Origin of the sequence: Rubrivivax soli (genome assembly GCF_049810355.1) — a bacterium.
In the GTDB taxonomy this organism is placed as follows: Bacteria; Pseudomonadota; Gammaproteobacteria; order Burkholderiales; family Burkholderiaceae_C; genus Rubrivivax.
Genome location: NZ_CP187368.1, coordinates 2,102,209 through 2,122,418, shown reverse-complemented (window position 1 = coordinate 2,122,418; position 20,210 = coordinate 2,102,209). Strand labels below are relative to the sequence as shown.

General features: G+C 73.4%; 16 protein-coding genes and 1 tRNA gene. 12 read left to right on the top strand and 5 right to left on the bottom strand.

The window, feature by feature from the left end; genetic code table 11:
- On the top strand, positions 1–768 hold the full coding sequence (locus ACPOLB_RS09640) for a LytR/AlgR family response regulator transcription factor (RefSeq protein ID WP_425261124.1): 768 nt from the start codon (positions 1–3) through the stop codon (positions 766–768).
- Positions 769–795: 27 nt separating this feature from the next.
- Here the strand turns inward: ACPOLB_RS09640 and ppc are convergent, their stop codons facing one another.
- Positions 796–3,564, bottom strand: a complete 2,769-nt coding sequence (ppc, locus tag ACPOLB_RS09635) for a phosphoenolpyruvate carboxylase (RefSeq protein ID WP_425261123.1) — start codon at positions 3,562–3,564, stop codon at positions 796–798.
- A gap of 103 nt (positions 3,565–3,667) precedes the next feature.
- On the opposite strand from ppc, the gene hemC reads away from it, so the two are divergent.
- The 5 genes from hemC (at position 3,668) to ACPOLB_RS09610 (ending at position 7,889) form a co-directional block, all read left to right on the top strand.
- A complete protein-coding gene (gene hemC, locus ACPOLB_RS09630) occupies positions 3,668–4,594 on the top strand; it encodes a hydroxymethylbilane synthase (RefSeq protein ID WP_425261122.1) in 927 nt (308 codons plus the stop codon).
- An 8-nt stretch (positions 4,595–4,602) separates the two neighbouring features.
- Positions 4,603–5,409, top strand: coding sequence for a uroporphyrinogen-III synthase (locus tag ACPOLB_RS09625; protein WP_425261121.1), 807 nt, complete (start codon positions 4,603–4,605; stop codon positions 5,407–5,409).
- Complete coding sequence (locus ACPOLB_RS09620) at positions 5,406–6,512, top strand: uroporphyrinogen-III C-methyltransferase (protein WP_425261120.1); 1,107 nt, start codon at positions 5,406–5,408, stop codon at positions 6,510–6,512. The genes ACPOLB_RS09625 and ACPOLB_RS09620 overlap by 4 nt, the downstream gene beginning before the upstream one ends.
- 18 nt (positions 6,513–6,530) lie before the next feature.
- A complete protein-coding gene (locus ACPOLB_RS09615; RefSeq protein WP_425261119.1) occupies positions 6,531–7,778 on the top strand; it encodes a heme biosynthesis HemY N-terminal domain-containing protein in 1,248 nt (415 codons plus the stop codon).
- Between the two features lie 34 nt (positions 7,779–7,812).
- Positions 7,813–7,889 (top strand) — tRNA-Arg (locus ACPOLB_RS09610).
- A 29-nt stretch (positions 7,890–7,918) separates the two neighbouring features.
- Here ACPOLB_RS09610 and ACPOLB_RS09605 read toward each other — a convergent pair.
- Entirely contained in the window at positions 7,919–11,407 is a 3,489-nt protein-coding gene (locus tag ACPOLB_RS09605) for a BTAD domain-containing putative transcriptional regulator (protein WP_425261118.1), read from the bottom strand.
- 239 nt (positions 11,408–11,646) lie between these two features.
- Here ACPOLB_RS09605 and ACPOLB_RS09600 point away from each other — a divergent pair, with 239 nt between their 5' ends.
- A complete protein-coding gene (locus ACPOLB_RS09600; RefSeq protein ID WP_425261117.1) occupies positions 11,647–12,846 on the top strand; it encodes an ABC transporter substrate-binding protein in 1,200 nt (399 codons plus the stop codon).
- A 27-nt stretch (positions 12,847–12,873) separates the two neighbouring features.
- Here the strand turns inward: ACPOLB_RS09600 and ACPOLB_RS09595 are convergent, their stop codons facing one another.
- From ACPOLB_RS09595 to ACPOLB_RS09585, 3 genes are all read right to left on the bottom strand, one after another.
- Positions 12,874–13,773, bottom strand: coding sequence for an amino acid ABC transporter substrate-binding protein (locus ACPOLB_RS09595; protein WP_425261116.1), 900 nt, complete (start codon positions 13,771–13,773; stop codon positions 12,874–12,876).
- Positions 13,774–13,866: 93 nt separating this feature from the next.
- A complete protein-coding gene (locus tag ACPOLB_RS09590; RefSeq protein ID WP_425261115.1) occupies positions 13,867–14,643 on the bottom strand; it encodes an aspartate/glutamate racemase family protein in 777 nt (258 codons plus the stop codon).
- Positions 14,644–14,745: 102 nt separating this feature from the next.
- Positions 14,746–15,642 (bottom strand): amino acid ABC transporter substrate-binding protein, encoded by an 897-nt coding sequence (locus ACPOLB_RS09585; protein WP_425261114.1) that lies wholly within the window; start codon positions 15,640–15,642, stop codon positions 14,746–14,748.
- 111 nt (positions 15,643–15,753) lie between these two features.
- Here ACPOLB_RS09585 and ACPOLB_RS09580 point away from each other — a divergent pair, with 111 nt between their 5' ends.
- The 5 genes from ACPOLB_RS09580 to modC all read left to right on the top strand — a co-directional run bounded on the left by ACPOLB_RS09580 (position 15,754) and on the right by modC (position 20,174).
- Positions 15,754–16,641 (top strand): LysR family transcriptional regulator, encoded by an 888-nt coding sequence (locus ACPOLB_RS09580; protein WP_425261113.1) that lies wholly within the window; start codon positions 15,754–15,756, stop codon positions 16,639–16,641.
- A 140-nt stretch (positions 16,642–16,781) separates the two neighbouring features.
- Positions 16,782–17,633 (top strand): TOBE domain-containing protein, encoded by an 852-nt coding sequence (locus ACPOLB_RS09575; protein ID WP_425261112.1) that lies wholly within the window; start codon positions 16,782–16,784, stop codon positions 17,631–17,633.
- Positions 17,634–17,665: 32 nt separating this feature from the next.
- Positions 17,666–18,442, top strand: coding sequence for a molybdate ABC transporter substrate-binding protein (gene modA / locus ACPOLB_RS09570; RefSeq protein ID WP_425261111.1), 777 nt, complete (start codon positions 17,666–17,668; stop codon positions 18,440–18,442).
- Positions 18,439–19,119 carry a molybdate ABC transporter permease subunit gene (modB, locus tag ACPOLB_RS09565; protein ID WP_425261110.1) on the top strand — a complete coding sequence of 227 codons (681 nt, stop codon included), beginning with the start codon at positions 18,439–18,441 and terminating at the stop codon, positions 19,117–19,119. Before modA ends, modB begins: the two co-directional genes overlap by 4 nt.
- A complete protein-coding gene (gene modC, locus ACPOLB_RS09560; protein ID WP_425261109.1) occupies positions 19,116–20,174 on the top strand; it encodes a molybdenum ABC transporter ATP-binding protein in 1,059 nt (352 codons plus the stop codon). The genes modB and modC overlap by 4 nt, the downstream gene beginning before the upstream one ends.
- Positions 20,175–20,210 lie beyond the last annotated feature (36 nt).

Sequence of the window (20,210 nt, the reverse complement as noted above, 5' to 3'; positions counted from 1 at the left end):
ATGCCCTTGACGCTGCTGATCGTCGACGACGAACCGCTGGCCCGGCTGCGCCTGCGGGCGCTGCTGGCGCAGATCGCGCAGCCCGAGGTGCAGGTGCTGGGCGAGGCCGCCGACGCCGACAGCGCGCTGCGCCAGCTGCGCGAGGCGCCGGCCGACGCGCTGCTGCTGGACATCGGCATGCCCGGCCGCAGCGGGCTCACGCTGGCGTCGGCGCTGCGCGCGCTGCCGCAGACGCCGGCGGTGGTGTTCGTCACCGCGCACGCCGAACATGCGCTGCAGGCCTTCGACCTGGAGGCGGTGGACTACCTGACCAAGCCCGTGCGGCTGGAACGCCTGCAGGCCGCGCTGCAGCGTGTGGCGCAGCGGCTGCGGCCGGTGTCGGCGCCGTCGCCGCTGGCGGCCGACCTGCCGGTGCTGGTGGTGCACGACCGCGGCCGCGTGCTGCGCCTGCCGCTGCACGAGGTGCTGTACCTGCGCGCCGAGCTGAAGTACGTGACGCTGCGCACCGCCGGCCACAGCTACGTGCTCGACGACGCGCTGGCCGACCTGGAGCAGCGGCTGGAGGCGCTGGGCGCCGGCTTCATCCGCGTGCACCGCAATGCGCTGGTGGCGCGCCGCGCGGTGCGCGCGCTGGAGTACCGCACCGCCGACGACGGCGCCGGCCGCGGCGAGGAAGGCTGGGCCGTGCGCGTGGCGCCGGCCGACGAGTGGCTGGCGGTGTCGCGGCGCCAGCTGCCGGCGGTGCGCGAGGCGCTGGCGTCGCCGTAACAGCCGTCGGCCCAGAGCCGGCCACCGTCACCCGGTGTTGCGCAGCCCGGCGGCGATGCCGTTGATCGACAGGTGGATGCCGCGCTGCACGCGTTCCAGCCCGGCCTCGGTTTCGCGCCGCTCGCGGTAGCGGCGCAGCAGCTCCACCTGCAGGTGGTTCAGCGGGTCGAGGTACGGGAAGCGGTGCTCGATGGAGCGTGCCAGCGCCGGGTTGGACTGCAGGCGCTGCGTCTCGCCGGTGATGAGCGCCAGCGCCTGGGCCACGCGTTCCCACTCGGTCTTGATGGCGGCGAAGATGCGGCGTGCCGCGCGCCTGTCCTCGGCCAACTCCACGTAGCGCGCGGCGATGCGCAGGTCGCTCTTGGCCAGCACCATGTCCAGGTTGCTGAGCAGCGTGCGGAAGAAGGGCCACTGCTTGTGCATGCGCTGCAGCAGTTCGAGCCGCTTGGCGCGGTCGCCGCCTTCCAGGAAGGCCTCGATGGCCGAGCCGAAGCCGCACCAGCCCGGCAGCGCCATGCGGCACTGGCCCCAGCTGAAGCCCCAGGGGATGGCCCGCAGGTCCTCGATCGCGCGCGTGGCCTTGCGGCTGGCCGGGCGGCTGCCGATGTTCAGCTCGGCAATCTCGCGGATGGGGGTGGTGGCGAAGAAGTAGTCGGTGAAGCCGGGTGTCTCGTAGACGATGTGTCGGTAGGCGGCGAAGCTGGCCGCGCTGATCTCGGCCGCCGCGTCCAGGAAGGCCCTGGGGGCGCTCTTGGTCGGGTGCAGCAGCGTGGCTTCCAGCGTGGCGGCCACCAGCGTCTCGAGGTTGCGCCGGCCGATCTCGGGGTTGGCGTACTTGCTGCCGATGACCTCGCCCTGCTCGGTGAGTCGGATCTGCCCGTTCACGGTGCCCGGCGGCTGGGCCAAGATGGCCTGGTAGCTCGGGCCGCCGCCGCGGCCCACGGTGCCGCCGCGGCCATGGAACAGGCGCAGCGTGATGCCGTGGTCCTGGCGCAGGCCCGCGAACAGCTCGGCCAGCGCCACTTCGCTGCGGTACAGCTCCCAGTTGCTGGTGAAGAAGCCGCCGTCCTTGTTGCTGTCGCTGTAGCCCAGCATCACGTCCTGCTCGGCGCCGCTGCGCTGCACGAGCGTGGTGATGCCCGGCAGCGCGTAGTACGCGCGCATGATGGGCTCGGCGTGGCGCAGGTCGCCGATGGTCTCGAACAGCGGCACCACGATCAGCTGCGCCTGCGCGTCGGCGTCCAGCGTGCCGGTGAGCAGGCCGCATTCCTTCTGCAGCAGCAGCACCTCCAGCAGGTCGCTGACCTCCTCGGTGTGGCTGATGATGTAGTGGCGCAGTGCCTCGCGGCCGTAGCGGCCCAGCGCCTCGCGCGCGGCCTCGAAGATCGCCAGTTCGCCCTGCGCCAGCGCCGAGTACGCCGCCCCGTGCACGCGCAGCGGCCGCGCGTCGCACAGCAGCTGCAGCAGCAGCGCACGCCGCGCCGCCTCGTCGAGCGCGCCGTAGTCGGCGTGCACACGCGCCACGCGCAGCAGTTCGGCCACCACGGCCTCGTGCTGGTCGCTGCTCTGGCGCAGGTCGAGCGTGGCGAGGTGGAAGCCGAACACCTGCACCGCGCGCATCAGCGGCGCCAGCCGCGGCGCCACCAGCGCCTGCGCGTGGTGGCTCTTCAGCGAGGCCTCGATCACCTGCAGGTCGGCCAGGAACTGCGCCGGGTCGGTGTAGGCATCCTGCGGCGCGACCGCGTGGCGCAGCGCCTCGGTGCCGGTCAGCGCCTGCAGCGTCGCCGCCAGCCGGGCGTACAGGCCGATCAGCGCGCGCCGGTACGGCTCGTCCTGGCGGTGGATGTTGGTGTCGGGCGAGCGCTCGGCCAGCGCCTGCATCGCGGGCGTCACCGGCGCCAGCGTGCCGCTCATCGACAGCTCGCTGCCGAGCTCGTGCACTTCGGTCAGGTAGAAGCGCAGCGCCACTTCCGACTGCCGCGACAGCGCGGCCTTCAGCGTCGCGGCGCTGACGTTGGGGTTGCCGTCGCGGTCGCCGCCGATCCAGTGGCCCATGCGCAGGAACGGCGCCACCGGGTGACCGTGCAGGGCCCGTTCGACGTCGCGGTACAGCCGCGGGATCTCGCGCAGGAAGGTGCTCTGGTAGTAGCTGAGCGCGTTCTCGATCTCGTCGGCCACCGTCAGCTTGGCGGTGCGCAGCATGCGTGTCTGCCAGAGCTGCGTGACGCGGGCGCGCAGCAGCGCCTCGTTGTCGTGGCGCTGCTCGGCCGTGGGCAGGCCGTCGCGCTGGCCGATCAACTCGGCGATGGCGCGCTCGGCGTCGAGGATGCTCTTGCGCTGCACCTCGGTGGGGTGGGCGGTGAGCACCGGCGAGATGTAGGCCTGCGACAGCATGTGCGCGATGTCGGCCGCGCGCAGGTCGGCGCGGTGCAGGCGCTCGAAGGCCACGGCCAGCGAGCCTTCCTGGTGGTGGCCTTCCAGGTCGTGCACGGCGCGGCGGCGCACGTGGTGGCGGTCCTCGGCGATGTTGGCCAGGTGGCTGAAGTAGCTGAAGGCGCGGATCACGCTCACCGTCTGGTCGGCCGACAGGTTCTTCAGCAGCCGGTCCAGCACGCGCCCGGCCGAGGCGTCGGCCTTCAGCCGGTACGCCACCGAGAGCTGCCGCACGCGCTCGATCAGCTCGAAGGCATCGCGGCCTTCCTGCTCGCGGATCACGTCGCCGAGGATGCGCCCGAGTAACCGGATGTCCTCCACGAGTGGCTTGTTCTTCGCGGCGGCTTCGGAAGCACGAGACATGATGGAGCTCCAGACGACGTAACCAGATTACCAATCGTACCGCGGCGGACCTTCGGGCTCGTCTGGATGCCGGCAAGCAATCGGCGTGCCGATAATCCGCACCATGACAGCACCCACCATCATCGCGACCCGCGAGAGCCGCCTGGCCCTGTGGCAGGCCGAACATGTGCGCGACGCGCTCACCGCCCGATTCGGCCTGGACGTCGAACTGCTGGGCATGACGACCCGCGGCGACCAGATCCTCGACCGTGCGCTGTCGAAGGTCGGCGGCAAGGGCCTGTTCGTCAAGGAGCTGGAGACCGCGCTCGAGGAAGGCCGCGCCCACCTGGCCGTGCACTCGCTGAAGGACGTGCCGATGGACCTGCCGCCCGGCTTCGTGCTGGCCGCGGTGTGGGAGCGCGAGGACCCGCGGGATGCCTTCGTCTCGAGCCGCTACGACAACCTCGACGCCCTGCCGCAGGGCGCGGTGGTCGGCACCTCCAGCCTGCGCCGCGTGGTGCAACTGCTGGCGCGCCGGCCCGACCTGCGCATCGAGCCGTTGCGCGGCAACCTCGACACGCGGCTGCGCAAGCTCGACGAAGGCGGCTTCGACGCCATCGTGCTGGCAGCCGCCGGGCTGAAGCGGCTGGGGCTGGCGTCGCGCATCCGATCGGTGTTCGAGCCGACGCAGATGATTCCGGCCGCGGGGCAGGGCGCGCTCGGCATCGAGGTGCGCGAGGACAACCACGCGCTGCGCGCGACGCTGGCGCAGACCATCCACCAGCCCACCTTCCTGGCCGCGCATGCCGAACGTGCGGTGTCGCGCGCACTCGGCGGCAGCTGCAGCATGCCGCTGGCGGCGCATGCGGTGTGGCAGGGCGACACGCTGGTGCTCGACGCCGCTTTGGGCGACAGCGTCGAGCTGACGCGGCCGCTGCTGGTGACGCAGGTGCGTGGCGCGCCCGCCGACGAGCAGGCTGCACGCGCGCTGGGCGAGCAGGCAGCGCAGGCGCTGCGCGACGCCGGCGCCGCGGCCTACCTGCCCGCGTAGGGGACGGCATGCGCGTCATCGTCACGCGGCCGCCCGCGCAGGCTGCCGACTGGGTGGCGCAATTGCAGGCGCTGGGCGTCGATGCCGTGGCGGTGCCGCTGATCGGCATTGCGCCGCTGGACGACCCGTCCCCGCTGCAGGCGGCCTGGGCGGCGTTGCCGGGCACGGCGCTGGTGATGTTCGTCAGCGCCAATGCCGTGGCGCACTTCTTCGCGGCCCGCCCGCCAGGCGCCACCTGGCCGGCCGGCACCCGCGCGGGGTCGACCGGCCCCGGCACGTCGGCGGCATTGCGCCAGGCGGGGCTGACGCCGCAGCAGATCGTGGCGCCCGCCGACGACGCGCCGGTGTTCGACAGCGAAGCCCTGTGGGCGCTGCTGGCGCACGATGACTGGGCCGGCCGCCGTGCGCTGGTGGTGCGGGGGGAAGACGGTCGCGACTGGTTCGCCGAGACGCTGCGCGCGCGCGGCGCCGAGGTCGGCTTCGTCGCGGCCTACCGGCGCCTGCCCCCGGAGCTGGACGGCAGCGGCCGGCAGCGCGTCGCCGAGGCCCGCGCCGCGCCGCAGGTCCACCTGTGGCTGTTCAGCAGCAGCGAGGCCGTGGGCCATCTGCGCCGGATCGCGCCGGGGGCCGACTGGTCGGCCGCGCGCGCCGTGGCGTCGCATCCGCGCATCGCCCAGGCGGCGCGCGACGCGGGATTCGGCGCCGTGGACCTGCTGCCGCCGTCCCCGGCGGCGCTGGCGGCCTGGCTGGGCAACGTTCCGTCACAGCCGCTACAGCCGTTACAGGGGGCGCCGATACAATCCGCGCCGCAGTGACCGAGACGCCCGCACCCCTCCCCAGCGCCAGTTCCAGCCCCCCGCCTGTTGCGCCGGCCCCCGCTGCAGCGCCGGCGCAGACGCCGGTGCAGGCGCATGGGCGCTGGATCGCCATCGGCGCGGCGCTGCTGGCGGCCGCGGGCGCTGCCGCCATCGTCACCGCCTGGAACGCCCAGCAGCGCGTGAAGGCGCTCGAGGTCGAACTGGTCAAGCGCCAGCAGGACGCCGGCGCCCAGGCCACCGAGGCGCGCATGCTGGCCAAGGAAGCGCAGGAGCTGTCGCGCGAGGCTGCAGCCAAGATGGCGCTGCTGGAAGCCCGCGTGGCCGAGACCTCGATGCAGCGCACGCAGCTGGAAGACCTGATCCAGTCGCTGGCGCGCTCGCGCGACGAGAACGTGCTGGCCGACGTCGAGGCGGCGATCCGCGTGGCGCTGCAGCAAAGCGCCATCACCGGCAGCGCCGACCCGCTGGTGGTGACGCTGAAGCAGGCCGACGAACGCCTGGCGCGCTACAACCAGCCGCGTCTGGAGCGCGTGCGCCGGGCCGTCGCGCAGGACCTGGAGCGCACGCGCAGCGCCGGCGTGGCCGACATCGCGCTGCTGACCATTCGCCTGGACGAAGCCATCCGCAGCGTCGACGAACTGCCGCTGCTGGCAGCGCTCGAGCGGCGCACGCCGCCGCGGGCCAGCGCCCCGGCGGCCGCGGCCAGCGCGGCTTCGGCGCCGGCGCGGCACTGGTCGGACCCCTGGCGCAACGCAGGCGACCACCTCTGGCAGGAGGTGCGCGCGCTGGTGCGCGTGACCCGCATCGACCAGCCCGAGGCCATGCTCGTGGCGCCCGAGCAGGCGTTCTTCCTGCGCGAGAACCTCAAGCTGCGCCTGCTCAACGCGCGGCTGGCGGTGTTGTCGCGGCAGTTCGACACCGCGCAGAGCGACCTGCGCGACGCGTCGTCGGCGCTCGAGCGCTACTTCGACCGTGGCTCGCGCCGTGTCGTCACGGCGCAGGAACTGGTGCGCCAGGTGGCCACGCAGGCGCGCCTGGTGAGCGTGCCCCGGCCCGATGCCACGCTGGCGGCCATCGCCACGGCCTCCGCAGGCCGCTGACCCGGGCGGCCCGAGAGCATGCGCGGCGTCATCTGGCTGGTGCTGCTGTTCGTGGTGGCGGTGGTGGCGGCCACCACGCTGGGCAGCAATGACGGCATCGTCACGATCTACTGGCGCGGCTGGCGCACCGACCTGTCGCTGAACCTGTTCGTCATCGTGCTGCTGGTCGTCTGCTTCGTGCTGATGTCGGCGGCGCAGGCGCTGAGCGCCCTGGTGAGCCTGCCGCGCCGCGCCAGCGAGTGGCGGGCGCTGCGGCGCGAGCGTGCCGCGCAGGCCGCGTTGCGCGAGGCCCTGGCCGACTACTTCAGCGCGCGCTACAGCCGCGCCCACAAGGCGGCGGCACGTGCCATCGCGATCCAGGACGACACCGTCGGGCTGCGGCCCGACGCGCAGTTCAGCGTGCTGGCCCACCTGCTGGGCGCCGGCAGCCTGCACCGCCTGCAGGACCGCCGCCGGCGCGACGAGCTGATGCGCCAGCTGATGACCGTGGTGCAGCAAGGCGGCGCCGGCCGGGGTGCCGACGACGGCGCACGCCTGCTCGCTGCCGAATGGGCGCTGGACGACCGCGACGCCCCGCGCGCCCTGGAACTGCTGGGCCAGCTGCCGCCCGGCGTGGCGCGCCGCACGCAGGCGCTGCGCCTGAAGCTCCAGGCCAGCCGCATGGCGCGGCAGCCGCTGGAGGCGCTGCACACGGCGCGTCTGCTGGCCAACCACCAGGCCTTCACGCCCGCGGCGGCGCAGGGGTTGCTGCGCTCGCTGGCCTTCGAGGCGCTGGACGGCGCGCACGACATGCAGCAGCTGCGCCGGCTGTGGGAGCAGTTCGACAGCGCCGACCGCCGCGACCCGCACGTGGCGGCGCGTGCCGCGCTGCGCGCCGTGGCCCTGGGCACGCACGACGACGCACGCCAGTGGCTGCGCCCGTTCTGGGATCGCCTGGCCGAGCTCTCGCGCGACGAGCGCGAGCAGGTGGCGCTGGCGCTGATGGAGGCGGCCGTCGACATCGGCACCGACTGGCTGCCGCGCCTGGAAACCGCGCTGGGCGCCTTCGGCCACGAGCCGGCCGTCGTGGTGGCCGTCGGCACGGCCTTCGCCGAACGCCAGCTCTGGGGCAAGGCACGGCGGCTGCTGGAACAGGGCGGGGCCTCGCCCGCCCTGGCGGCCCCCGCGCGCCGCCGGGCCTGGCGCATCCTGGCGCAGCTGGCGCGCGACGAGTCCGACGAAGCACGTGCACATGCGTGCGAGCGCGCTGCGGCTGCAATCGAGTGACAGCGCCTGGAGTTGTGCTATAGTCTGAGGCTTGGCGGCTGTAGCTCAGCTGGATAGAGTACTTGGCTACGAACCAAGGGGTCGTGGGTTCGATTCCTGCCAGCCGCACCAGAACTTCGTTCTAGAACGACGGGTCAGCCTCAGAAGGGCTGACCCGTTTTTCTTTGCGCCAGCGCCTGCGCCAGCCCGGCGTCGTCGCCCAGCAGCCGCCGGTGCGCGGGCAGGGCTGCGTAGCTGTCGCGGGCGTCGGGCGGCACGTGCGGCAGCGACTGCAGCACCCAGCGACGGGCCGCGTGCAGCAGCGATGCCGCCTCGGCAGGGTCGCTGCCCTGCAGCAGCCTGGTGCAACGGAGCATGGCCTCGGGCATGCTGTCCCGGTACGAGAGCCGGCCGCGCCGCAACGCGCGGCCGGCCTCCAGCGCCAGAGCGCGGCAGTCGCCGCTGCCGGCCTCGAAGTGCGCTTCGGCCAGCTGCAGCACCAGCTGCGTCGGCCTCGGAAAGCGCGGCTTCGCCGCGGCGATCGCATCCAGGAGCCGCGTGCCCATGGCGATGCGCTCCGGCGCAGGGCGGGTCAGGACCGCCAGCTCCCAGCGCATCCCCTCGCGGGGCAAGGGGCCGATGCCGGCGCTTTCCATGACGGCCAGCGCCTCGCGGTACGCCTGCGCCGGGTCCTTGCCGTCGTGCCGGTCGAGCTCGGACCGCGCGCAGGCCAGGCAGCTGATGAGCACGCTGATCCGCATCCCGGACAGCGGGCCCACCAGCGCGAGCTGCTGCCGCAACGGCTCCCACCGGCCCAGGCGCAGCAGCACGATGCACGACACGACCGGACCCATCGCGCCGTGCCAGTTGTCCTTGACCGCGAGGCAGTCGAGCGCGCACTGGAAGTGGCCCGCGCCCAGGGCGCAGATGCCGACCTGGCTCGGGGCGTACCGCGCGTCCGCGACGTGGCACAGGTGCGGCAACGACTTCACGTCCTGCATGAAGTGCCGCATCGCGCGCCGGTTGTAGCCCATCTCGCGCAAGGCCATGGCGACCTGGAACCGGAACTCGGCGGCCGCCGCCAGGTCGCCGCGCCGCCGCGCCGCACGCATGCGCGCGGCGTGCAGCAGCAGCGCCTCGACAGGGCGCACCCAGGCCTGCAGGCGGTCGATCGCCGTGATCAGCCGGTTGTGCCAGCTGCGGTCCGCCAGCGCCGAGACGGCGCGCTGGGCGCGCTCGATGTGCGGGGCCAGGGGCAGCGCCAGGTCGTCCGCGTGGTACGTCAGCGTCTCCTCGACCCGCGCGCGCTCCATGCCTTCTTCGGGCATCGCCGCCGCAGCCGCGGCCAGGGTGCTGTAGGCCGTCGCGGCATCGTCGTCGCGCTCGACCAGCACCCGGGAGGTCTCGTAGGCGATCCAGGCCGCCGTCGTGGCCCGCGCGGGCAGGCGGGCGACGCGGGCCACGAGCGCGGCCATGCGCGGCCACACTTCGGCGGGCCAGACCTCGGTGCGCAGGCCCCCCCCGAGTTCCGCCGTGTGCCACAGGTTGTCCAGCAGCACGTCGTCGCTGGCCCGCTCGAGCAGTCCGATCAGCTCGACTTCCAGCCGCATCGTCGGCAGGCCCATGGCATCGACGGCGTGGATCTGGTGCACGGCATGGGGCAGCGCGCGGTCGGGGTCGTCGGCGGCCAGCCAGTGCACCAGCACCTCGGCCCCCCGCAGGCCCAGCCCTTCGAGGAAGCCGGCCACCTGCCCGTGCAGCGACTTGCGGATGGCCCCCGGCAGCGCGTCCAGCGCCGCGTCGCGCACCAGGTCGTGGGCCAGGCCGTGGTCGGCGAAGAGCCCGCGCTGCTGCAGTTCGGTCCACGCCGGCATCAGCGCCAGCGGCGGCTGCCCCAGCACGGCCGCAGCCAGCTCGACCGAGAAGTCCTGCGCCGCCACGGCGGCCACGGCGGCGAGCTGCCGTGCCGTGGCGCGGCAGCCTTCCAGCCGCAGGCGCAGCAGGGCGTCGAGGTTGGCCAGGGCCGCATCGGTGCCCGCGGATTCGCATGTGCCGGGCGAGCGTTCGCGTTCGCGTGCGTGCTGTGCCAGTGCGATCACGAACAGCGGGTTGCCACCGGTGCGCTGCAGCCAGTGCGCGGCCTGCGCGTCGTCGCTGGGCGCCTGCAGCGCCCGCAGCAGCGCCTGCACGCCGTGCAGCGACAGGCGCGGCAGCGTGATGCTGCGCGCCTGCCTGGCCACCTGCGCGTTCACCAGTGCCTCGGCCAGCACCGCGGCGATCTCGTCGCTGCGAAACGCCAGCAGCAGCGCCGGCTGGGCCGGGCCCTCGGCAGGCACGAGCAGGGCGGCGATGGCGGCCTGCGATGCCGCATCCGCGTGGTGCACGTCGTCCAGCACCAGATGCCGCAGGCCCGCGGCGGCGAGCTGCCCGGTCCAGCGGCGCAGCGCCGCGATCAGCCTGGGGGCCGACAGGCCGGCCTGCGACGGCTGCACGCCGGCGAAGGCCTGGGGCGCCAGCCGCGCCAGTTCCACCTGGTCGGGAACAGCCAGCCGCACGGTGCGCCGCGACTGCACTTCCAGCAGCAGCTGCGCCAGCGCGGCGTAGGGCTCGCCGTGGGCGCCGGGGTGGATCACCACCCGTTCGACGTCGGCGCAGGGCGTGCCGGGCCGGGCGGGCTCGACGATCTGGTGCAGCAGCCGCGACTTGCCCACACCGGCTTCCCCTTGCAGCGCGACGTGCAGGCCCTGCGCCAGCGCGGCGCGCACCTCGGACAGCGCGGCTTCGCGCTCGACCAGCGGCAGGCCGGCCTCCTCGGTCCCGGGTGTCGGCACACGCGCCGCGCCGGCTGCGCGGGGCTCCACCGCCCCGGCCTGTGGCGCCTCCTGGGCCTGGTCCTGCAGGATGCGCAGCTGTGCAGCGCGAGTCTGCGCATCGGGCAGCACGCCGAGGTGCCTGCGCAACTGCACCCGGCAGTCCTCGTAGGCCGCCAGCGCGGCGGCCCGGTCGCCACAGCGGGCCAGCGTCTCCATCAGCCGGCGGTGCCAGTGTTCGCTCAGCGGTTCCAGCTGCACGCCTGCACGTGCGATGGCGGTGGCACGCGCGCGCTGCCCCTGGTCGAGTGCCGCCTCCAGGGCCGTCGACAACGCGGCCAGCTGCTGGCGCCGCAGGCGCTGGCGCGCCGCGTCCAGCCACGCGAGCAGTCCGTCCGACGGTCGGGTCTCGACCGCTGCCTGCGCCAGCAGCACGCATGGCTGCGTCCGGCCCGCCTCCACGACGGCCAGCAGCGCGTCGGCGTCGGGCGTCACCACGCGGACGCGGGCGGGGTCGATGGCGACGCGTTCCGTGCCCACCAGCAACTCGGCGCCGAAGCGCTGGTTGATCCGGTGCACCAGCGTGCGCAGGTTGTTGCGCGCCTGCGCCGTCGGCGAGTCGGGCCACAGCAGCCTGGCGGCACGCTGGCGTTCCACCGGCCCTTCCAGCGCGGCCATGGCCAGCAGCGCGGCCGCGTTGCCGGCGACCGTGTAGGCAGTGCCGTCGGGCCGGGCCAGGCGCAGCTCGGCACCCACCTCCAGCTGGGCTGCCGGCGGGCTGGGCGGTTCGATGGGCAGCGTCATCCGTTCCTCGGTCTGGTACAGCAAGAACGACGGCACAGGCCGACCCGGCAGCGACGTCGCCGGCGAGACCGGGGCGTCGAGGCTAGCAGTCGCAGCCGCCGGGCGGCAACGGACGCGACCGGCCGAGCACCCGGTCCGGGGGGGCGGGCGCCCCGGAGCGGGGGCGCCGCTCTCGGTGTCTTCCCGGAGGAGGGGCCGGAATCAAGCTGGCTTTCAGGTGGCGCCGCTACTGTCGCGCCGCGCCGGCCCGTCGCCGTTGGCGCAGGAGCGCTTGCATGAAGAATGTCCGGATCCGCGGCATCCTGGCCGCGTCCCTGGCGCTGTGCCTGGCAGTGCCGGCCTCGGCGCAGCCGCGGCCCGTGCGCATCGGCTTCATCTGTCCGTTCACGGGGGGCTCGGCCGACTTCGGGCGCAGCGCGAAGCTGGGTGCCGAACTCGCCGTGCAGGAGATCAACGAGGTCGGCGGCTACCTGGGCCGGCCGATCGAACTGGTCGCGCGCGACGACAAGGCCGACCCCGAGGAAGGTCGACGGGTGTCCGAGGCGCTGGTGCTGCGCGAGAGGGTCGACTTCACGGTCGGCTTCTGCAACACCGGGGTGGCGATGAAGTCGCTCGACGTGTTCCAGGACCAGCGGCACCTGCTGCTGGTGCCGGTGGCCACGGGCAGCGCGATCACGGCCCGGTACCCGGCGCGCGAAAGCTTCGTCTTCCGCCTGTCCGCGCGCGACACGCTGCAGGCGGCGTTCCTCGTCGACGAACTGGTGAAGCGGGGCGCATCCCGGGTGGCGCTGCTGGCCGACAGCACCGGTTACGGGGAAGGCGGCTTCAACGACGTGCTGGGATTCCTGCAGGCACGCCGGCTGACCCCGGTGTACCAGGCGCGCTTCGACCTCGGCGTGAAGAGCCTGACCGAGCAGATGCGTGCGGCCAAGGCTGCGGGGGCCGACGCCATCGTGGCCTACACGGTCGGGCCGGAATTCGCGGTGCTGGTGCAGTCGCGCGCCGAGGCCGGGCTGGCGGCGCCGCTGTACGGGCCCTGGCCGGCCTCGTTCCGCACGGTGTGGGCCCGCACGGGCGGCGCTGCCGAGGGCGTGATGATGGTGCAGACCATCATCCAGGACCTGTCGAACGAACGCCGGTCGGGTTTCATCGCGCGGCTGCGCCGTCACGCGGGCAAGGAGCGTGTCGACTCGCTGATGGCGGCGGCGCAAAGCTACGACGCGATCCATCTGATGCTGCGCGTGCTGTTCCAGACCCGGGGCGACACCAGCGCGACAGCGCTGAAGGCCGCGCTCGAGGACCTGGAGCGGCCCTACGCCGGGGTGGTGACGACGCACGACAAGCCTTTCTCGGCCAATGACCACGATGCCTTCTCGATCAACATGATCTGGCTGGGCGTCTGGCGGCGCGGCGAGATCCAGTTCCTGCACGCCGAAGACGCGCGGCGGGCAGCGGTGGTGCGCCGCAAGCAGTAGCGCGCCTGGGGGCAGCAGGGTCGGGACCTACGGCATCGCCCAGGCAGGCGGCACCCAGTCGGTGGGAAAGCGCCACGAGTCGCGCAGCAGGAAGGGCATCGGCAGGTTGAGGTTGCGGCCCTGCGGCGGGATCGGCTGCGTGAACCATCGGTCGTGCAGCGCGTGCGCCGTGCGGTTGCGGATCAGGCGCTTCATCTCGCTGTCGATGAGGCCCTTGAACTCGGCGTCGTTGCGCGGCAGCATGATCGCCAGCGCCTCGACGGTGAGGTACTTGCCGACCACCTTCAACCGCCCTGGCTCGGGCAGCGCCGCCACCAGGCCCTGGATCAGCACTTCGTCCATCGCAAAGCCGTCGGCCTCGCCGCGGGCCACCGCCTCGACACCACGCGCGTGGTCGGCGACCTCGCCCAGCCGGATGCCGAGTTCGTGCTTGGCGTTGGCACTGCGCAGCACATCGAGCGGCGCCGTGCCGGTGGTGGACACCAGGCGCCGCCCGGCGAAGTCGCGCAGCGCGACGACGGGACTGTCGGCACGCACCAGGAAGCGCGTGCCGGTCACGTAGTGCGGCACGGTGAAGCTCACGCGCTGGCGGCGCTCGGCCGTGTTGGTCGTCGACTCGCAGCCGAGGTCGGCGCGCTCGGCTTCGATGGTCTCGATGCGGTTGCTCGACGTGACCGGCACGTAGCGGATCTTCAGCGGCCCGACGCCGAGCTGGTTCGACAGCGCATCGACCAGCTGCTTGCACAGGTCGATGGCGTAGCCGATCGGCTGGCCCTCGGCGTCGACGTACGAGAACGGGATCGAGGCCTCGCGGTACGCGATCACGACCTGCCGCGTCGCGCGGACACGGTCCAGGGTGGGGCCCGCCAGGGCGTCGAACACCGGCAGCAGGGTGGCCAGCGCCAGACACACACAGTGCAGCTTCACGGCAGATCTCCTGTCAGTGCGGCACGCCGGTGACCCGGGGCCGCTGCAACGGCGACGTCCCGCGGCGCCCGTCAGCCGACCGCGGCGCACGCATCAGGCACTCTCGGCCGGCGCGGCGGCACTGCCGCGCTGCGCCGTCGACCACTGCACCGCGCGCCGTGCCAGTGCCGCGGTCGCGTCGACCACCGGGCAGCCGGCGCGGTCGGCATCCAGCGCCAGCGGGATCTCGGTGCAGCCCATCACCACCGCCGCCGCGCCGCGCCGCACCAGGGCGTGCGCCGCGGTGGTCAGCAGCGTCGAGCCGAAGCCGATCTGGCCGGCCTTGACGGCCTCGATGCCCGGCATCACGTAGGCGCTCATCTCGCGGGCCGTCGGCAGCAGCCAGCGCACCGGCCGGCCGTCGCGGGGCTGGCGGTTCACGTACAGGCCCGAGGCCAGCGTCGCGTCGGTGGCCAGCAGGCCGATGCGGTCGTGTTCGGTCGCCAGCTGCGCAACGGCCTCGACCGCCGCGTCCACCAGGTGCAGCATCGGCACCTGCAGCGCGGCCTGGATCTCGTCGTACCACAGGTGCGCCGTGTTGCAGGGCATCAGCACCATCTGCGCGCCCGCGGCGACGAGGCGGCGGCCGCAGGTGGTCATGGCTGCCAGTGGCGACTCGCCGTCGCCGCAGAAGGCGGCGGTGCGATCGGGCACCTGCGGGATGCAGCTCACGATCATCGGAACGTGGTCCTGGTCCCGCGACACCGGCGTGGCCAGCAGCACCTTGTGCATGAAGTCGACGGTGGCCAGCGGTCCCATCCCGCCCAGCACACCCACCAGGCCGGCGCAGTCCGGCAGGGCAGCGCCTGCGGCGTCGTTCCGCATGTTCATTTCACACCTGCTTGGGGTCGGCCCGAGGCCCGGGCCGGGCGGCGTCGTGCCACCCGGCGCTGTGTCGGCGCTGCGGCGGCGCTGGTCCAGCGCCGCCGGCGTTCAGCCCGCCGGCTTGTCGGACAGCGCGGTGAGGTTGTCGCGCAGGTCCTGGCTCATCGGCGCATTCAGGTTGATGCCCCGCGGCGGGATCGGCGACTGGAACCACTTCTTGTAGAGCGTCTCGAACTCGCCGCTCTTCACCAGCCGCGTGATGACGCCGTCGACCAGCTTCTTGAACTCGGGGTCATCGCGCCGCAGCATGATGGCGTAGGGCTCGACCTGGATGGCCTCGCCCACCACGGCCCAGTCCTCGGGCTTCTGCGCACTGGCGCGCAGGCCGTACAGCAGGATGTCGTCCATGCCGAAGGCGTCGGCACGGCCGTTCTGCACCAGCAGGGCCGACTCGGCGTGGTCCTTGGCGGCCAGCAGATCGAAGCCGAGGTTGCGGTCGGCGTTGACCTTGCGCAGCACCTGGTAGTTGGTGGTGCCGGTGGTCGAGACGACCTTCTTGCCCTTGAGATCATCGATCGTCTTCACGGGCGAATTGGCCTTCACCAGCAGGCGCGTGCCCGTGTAGAAGTAGTTGATCGCGAAGGCCACCTGCTTGGCACGGTCGGTGTTGTTCGTGGTGGAACCGCACTCGATGTCGATCGTGCCGTTGACCATCAGCGGGATGCGGTTCTGCGACGTGACCGACTGCGTGCCCACCTTCAGGTCGGCGCGGCCGGTGACGGCCTTGACCTCGTCGACGATCTTGCCGCAGATCTCCCAGCCGAAGCCGGTGGGCTTGGCGTCGGCGCCGAGGTACGAGAAGGGAATCGACGACTCGCGGTAGGCCACCGTGATGGCGCCGGAGGCCTTGACCTTGTCGAGCGTGGAGCCTGTCTGGGCGTGGCTGGGCAGGATGCAAGCCGCAGCCAGCGCCGAAACCACCAAGGCAATGTTCTGGATCCGCATCGCTGTTCTCCGTGAAAACCGAGTGAATGACGGGGCAAGTCTAAGGCCGTGCCAGCAGTCGGCGATATCGCATTTGGAGTGGAACTCATAAGCTGATCTAATGGTGTGGCCATGCGACTCAAGCACATCGAGGTCTTCAACGCGATCATGGTCGGCGGCAGTGCCAGCGCTGCGGCGCGGCTGCTGCACGTCACGCAGCCTGCGGTGACGCAGGCGCTGCAGCACGCCGAGCTGCAGCTGGGTTATGCGCTGTTCACGCGGCAGAAGAACCGGCTCGTGCCCACGCGCGAAGGGCAGGCGCTGTACCCCGAGGTGCAGCAGCTGATGTCGCAGCTGGAAGGCGTGCGGCGCATCGCGGCGGCACTGGGCAGCGGCGAGGGCAGCCGGCTGCGCATCCTGATCGTGCCGTCGCTGGCGGTGAAGGCGCTGCCGGACGCGCTGCGCATCTTCCGCCGCCGCCACGGCGAGATGCCGATCGCCATCCGCACGCTGCACTCCAACGAGATCGCGCGCGCGATGGCGCTGCAGGAAGGCGACGTCGGCATCGTCTACGGCAAGCCGCACCACCCGGCGCTGCACGACGAACTGGTCGCCACCGGCCGGCTCGTGTGCGTATCCAGGCAGGTGTCGGGGCCGGCGGACCGCCGCAAGACGATCGCGCTGCAGGAAGTGCTGCGGGCGCCCTTCATCCGCATCGACGAGCGCGACCCGCTGGGCGCCGTGCTGGCCGACCAGTGGGCGCGGCTGGGCATTGCGCCGCGCGCCGGCATGACGGTGCAGACGCACCACATCGCGATGGTGATGGCGCAGCAGGGCTTCGGGCCTGCGATCATCGATTCGTTCACCGCCGACGCCGATGCCGGCGAGGAACTCGTGGTGCACAGCCTGGTGCCCGAGGTGCCGGTGGAAGTGCGTGCGCTGCAGCCCTCGGGCGTGCGGTCGCCGAAGGCCGTGGCCGACTTCATCGCGGCGCTGCGGCAGGTGACCGGCGGCCACTGAAGCGCGCTGCGGTCTTGCCGCAGCACCGGTGGCCAGGGCCGCGGCATGCGTTATAAACTCGGCGATACAGCGGTGGTCCCGCCGCTGGCCACGGCCCGCTCCGCCACCGATCCCCGTCATCGACCTTCGCCCCACAGCCCATGGCCACCCGCCGCCAGTCGCCCCGCCTGACCGGACGCCTCGAGGTCAGCACCGAGCTCGGCAGCTTCCTCGGCGACACGCGCGTGCGGCTGCTCGAGGCCATCGACGCGCACGGCAGCATCTCGCAGGCCGCGCGCCACGTGCCGATCTCGTACAAGGCGGCCTGGGACGCGGTCGACGCGATGAACAACCTGGCCGAGCGCGCGCTCGTGGAGAGCAGCACCGGCGGCCGGGCCGGCGGCGGCACGCGGCTCACCGAACACGGCCGGCGCGTGGTGGCGATGTACCGCGCGGTGGAGGCCGAGTACCAGACGGCGCTCGACCGGCTGGCCGGCCGCTACGCCACCGACGCCGCGGCCGACATGCCGGCGTTCCGCAAGCTGCTGCGCCGCATGGCCGTGCGCAGCAGCGCGCGCAACCAGTTCGCGGGCACCGTGGCCGGCGTGCACGGCGGACCGGTCGACTGTGTGGTGCACGTCGCGCTCGACGCCGCCACCACGCTGGTCGCCAGCGTCACCCGGGCGTCGGTGCAGACGCTGGGCCTCGTGGTGGGCTCCGAGGTCGTCGCGCTGGTGAAGGCGCCGGCGGTGGCGCTGGTGGCTGCCACGGACCCGGTCGCCGGCACCGCGCCTGCCTGCGCGCCTGCCAGCGCGCCCAACCGCTTCCGGGGCGCGGTGGAGCGCATCGTCGACAGCCCCGTCAACGCCGAGGTGACGCTGGCGCTGGGCGGCGGGCGCACCGCCACCGCGGTGGTGCCGCGGGCCACGCTGCGGGCCCTGCGGCTGAAGCTGGGAGCACCCGCCTGCGCGGTGTTCCCGCCCTCGAGCGTGATCCTGGCCGTGCTCGACTGACGCGCCGGCAGCCCCTGCCCGAGGAGACCGTCTTGTCCCACCGTCGCCCCTGCCTTGCGGCCGCCGTTCTGCTCGCGGCAGGCGTCGCCGCCGGTGCCAGCCACGCCGGCGAGGTCCGTGTCGCCGTGGCCGCCAACTTCGCCGCACCGATGGCGCGCATCGGCGCGGCCTTCACCGCCGCCACCGGCCACACGCTGAAGCTGTCGTCCGGCTCCACCGGCAAGTTCTACACGCAGATCGTCGCGGGCGCGCCGTTCGAGGTGTTGCTGTCGGCCGACGACGCAACCCCGCGCCGGCTGGTGGCGCAGGGCCATGCCGTGGCCGGCACCAGCTTCACCTACGCCGTCGGCGCGCTGGTGCTGTGGAGCGCCACGCCGGGCCTGGTCGACCCGCAGGGCGCGGTGCTGCGCAGCGGCGGCTTCCGGCACCTCGCCATCGCCAACCCCAGGACCGCGCCCTACGGCGCCGCCGCGATGCAGGTGCTGCAGGGCCTGGGGTTGGCGCAGGCGCTGGCGCCGCGGCTCGTCACCGGCGAGAGCATCGCGCAGGCGCACCAGTTCGTGGCCACGGGCAATGCCGCGCTCGGCTTCGTGGCGCTGTCGCAGGTGGTGGTGCCGGGCCAGGACGGCCAGGCGCCCCGCATCGCCGCGGGCTCGGCCTGGCGGGTGCCGCCCGCGCTGCACGCGCCGATCCGGCAGGACGCGGTGCTGCTGAAGGCCGGCGAGAAGAACCCCGCCGCGGCGGCGCTGCTGGCCTACCTGCAGACCGCGCCGGCCCGCGCGCTGATCAGCGCGCACGGCTACCCATGAACGCCGCCGACTGGGCCACCGTGCGGCTGACCGCCGAACTGGCCGCCACCACCACGGTGCTGCTGCTGCTGCTGGGCACGCCGCTGGCGTGGTGGCTGGCGCGCACGCGGTCGTCCTTCAAGCCGTTCTGGGCCTCGCTGGTGGCGATGCCGCTGGTGCTGCCGCCCACGGTGCTGGGCTTCTACCTGCTGCTGCTGCTGGGGCCGCAGGGGCCGGTCGGGCAGGCCACCGAGGCGCTGGGCCTGGGACGCCTGCCGTTCACGTTCGCCGGCCTGGTGGTGGCCTCGGTGCTGTACTCGGCGCCGTTCGTCGTGCAGCCGCTGCAGCAGGCCTTCGAGGCCATCCCCGAGCGCACGCTGGAAGCCGCGGCCACGCTGCGCGCCGGGCCGCTGGACCGTTTCTTCACGGTGGCCGTGCCGCTGGCACGCCCGGGCTTCGTCACCGCGGCGGTGCTGGGCTTCGCGCACACGGTGGGCGAGTTCGGCGTGGTGCTGATGATCGGCGGCAACATCCCGGGCGAGACGCGTGTGCTCTCGGTCGCGATCTACGACCACGTCGAAGCCACCGAGTTCGCCGACGCGCACCGGCTGGCCGGCGGCCTGGTGGCGTTCGCGATGGTGGTGCTGGTGACGCTGTACGTGGTGAACCGCCCGCGTGGCGATGGGGCGGCGCGGTGATCGAGGCCCGGCTGCGCCTGCAGCGCCGCGACTTCGTGCTCGACGTCGACCTGCGCCTGCCCGGCCGCGGCGTGACCGCGCTGTTCGGCCCGTCGGGCTGCGGCAAGACGACGCTGCTGCGCGCGCTGGCCGGGCTGGAGCGCGCACCGGGCCGCGTGGCGCTGCACGGCGATGTCTGGCAGGACGACGGCGCCGCCGGCGCGCGCTGGGTGCCGCCGCACCAGCGGCCGCTGGGCTACGTGATCCAGGAAGCCGCGCTGTTCCCGCACCTGGACGTGGCCGACAACCTGCGCTTTGGTGCGCGCCGCAGCGCGGCGCCGCTGGCGCTGGAGCCGGTGATCGCGCTGCTGGGCATCGGCGGCCTGATGCAGCGCAGCCCGGCCACGCTGTCGGGCGGCGAACGCCAGCGCGTGGCGATCGCACGCGCGCTGGCCACCGGCCCGCGGCTGCTGCTGATGGACGAGCCGCTGGCGGCGCTGGACGCCGCGCGCAAGGCCGAGATCCTGCCCTACCTGGAACGCCTGCAGGCCGAGCTGGCGCTGCCCATCGTGTACGTCACGCACGCGATGGACGAGGTGGCGCGGCTGGCCGACCACCTGGTGCTGCTCGACGCCGGCCGCGTGCTGGCGGCCGGGCCGCTGGCCGACCTGCTGGCGCGCCCCGACCTGCCGCTGCAGCGGGCCGACGATGCCGGCACGGTCGTCGCCGCCGAGGTGGCCGAACACGACACGGCCTACGGCCTGTCGCGCGTGGTCTTCGACGGCGGCGCCCTGTGGGTGGGCGGCACGTCGTCGCCCGTGGGCCGGCAGGTGCGGGCGCGTGTGCTGGCGCGCGATGTCAGCGTCACGCTGCAGCCGCCCCAGGACACCAGCATCCTCAACGTGCTGCCCGCGGTGCTGGAGACGCTGCACGCCGACCACAGCACGGTGCTGCTGGCTCTGCGCGTGGGTCCGACACGGCTGCTGGCGCGCATCACGCGCAGGAGCTGCGACACGTTGGCGCTGCGGCCGGGGCTGGCGCTGTTCGCGCAGGTGAAGGGCGTGGCGCTGATGTAGGCGGGGCGGGGGCGCGGGCGGCGGTGGCGTTGCGTG

Bases quoted from the DNA above. Each gene is read 5' to 3' on its own strand.
- ACPOLB_RS09590 (WP_425261115.1), bottom strand. From the start codon at position 14,643: ATGAACATGCGGAACGACGCCGCAGGCGCTGCCCTGCCGGACTGCGCC.
- ACPOLB_RS09640 (WP_425261124.1), top strand. From the start codon at position 1: ATGCCCTTGACGCTGCTGATCGTCGACGACGAACCGCTGGCCCGGCTG.
- ACPOLB_RS09580 (WP_425261113.1), top strand. From the start codon at position 15,754: ATGCGACTCAAGCACATCGAGGTCTTCAACGCGATCATGGTCGGCGGC.
- modB (WP_425261110.1), top strand. From the start codon at position 18,439: ATGAACGCCGCCGACTGGGCCACCGTGCGGCTGACCGCCGAACTGGCC.
- ACPOLB_RS09575 (WP_425261112.1), top strand. From the start codon at position 16,782: ATGGCCACCCGCCGCCAGTCGCCCCGCCTGACCGGACGCCTCGAGGTC.
- ACPOLB_RS09585 (WP_425261114.1), bottom strand. From the start codon at position 15,642: ATGCGGATCCAGAACATTGCCTTGGTGGTTTCGGCGCTGGCTGCGGCT.
- hemC (WP_425261122.1), top strand. From the start codon at position 3,668: ATGACAGCACCCACCATCATCGCGACCCGCGAGAGCCGCCTGGCCCTG.
- ACPOLB_RS09600 (WP_425261117.1), top strand. From the start codon at position 11,647: ATGAAGAATGTCCGGATCCGCGGCATCCTGGCCGCGTCCCTGGCGCTG.
- ppc (WP_425261123.1), bottom strand. From the start codon at position 3,564: ATGTCTCGTGCTTCCGAAGCCGCCGCGAAGAACAAGCCACTCGTGGAG.
- ACPOLB_RS09625 (WP_425261121.1), top strand. From the start codon at position 4,603: ATGCGCGTCATCGTCACGCGGCCGCCCGCGCAGGCTGCCGACTGGGTG.
- ACPOLB_RS09615 (WP_425261119.1), top strand. From the start codon at position 6,531: ATGCGCGGCGTCATCTGGCTGGTGCTGCTGTTCGTGGTGGCGGTGGTG.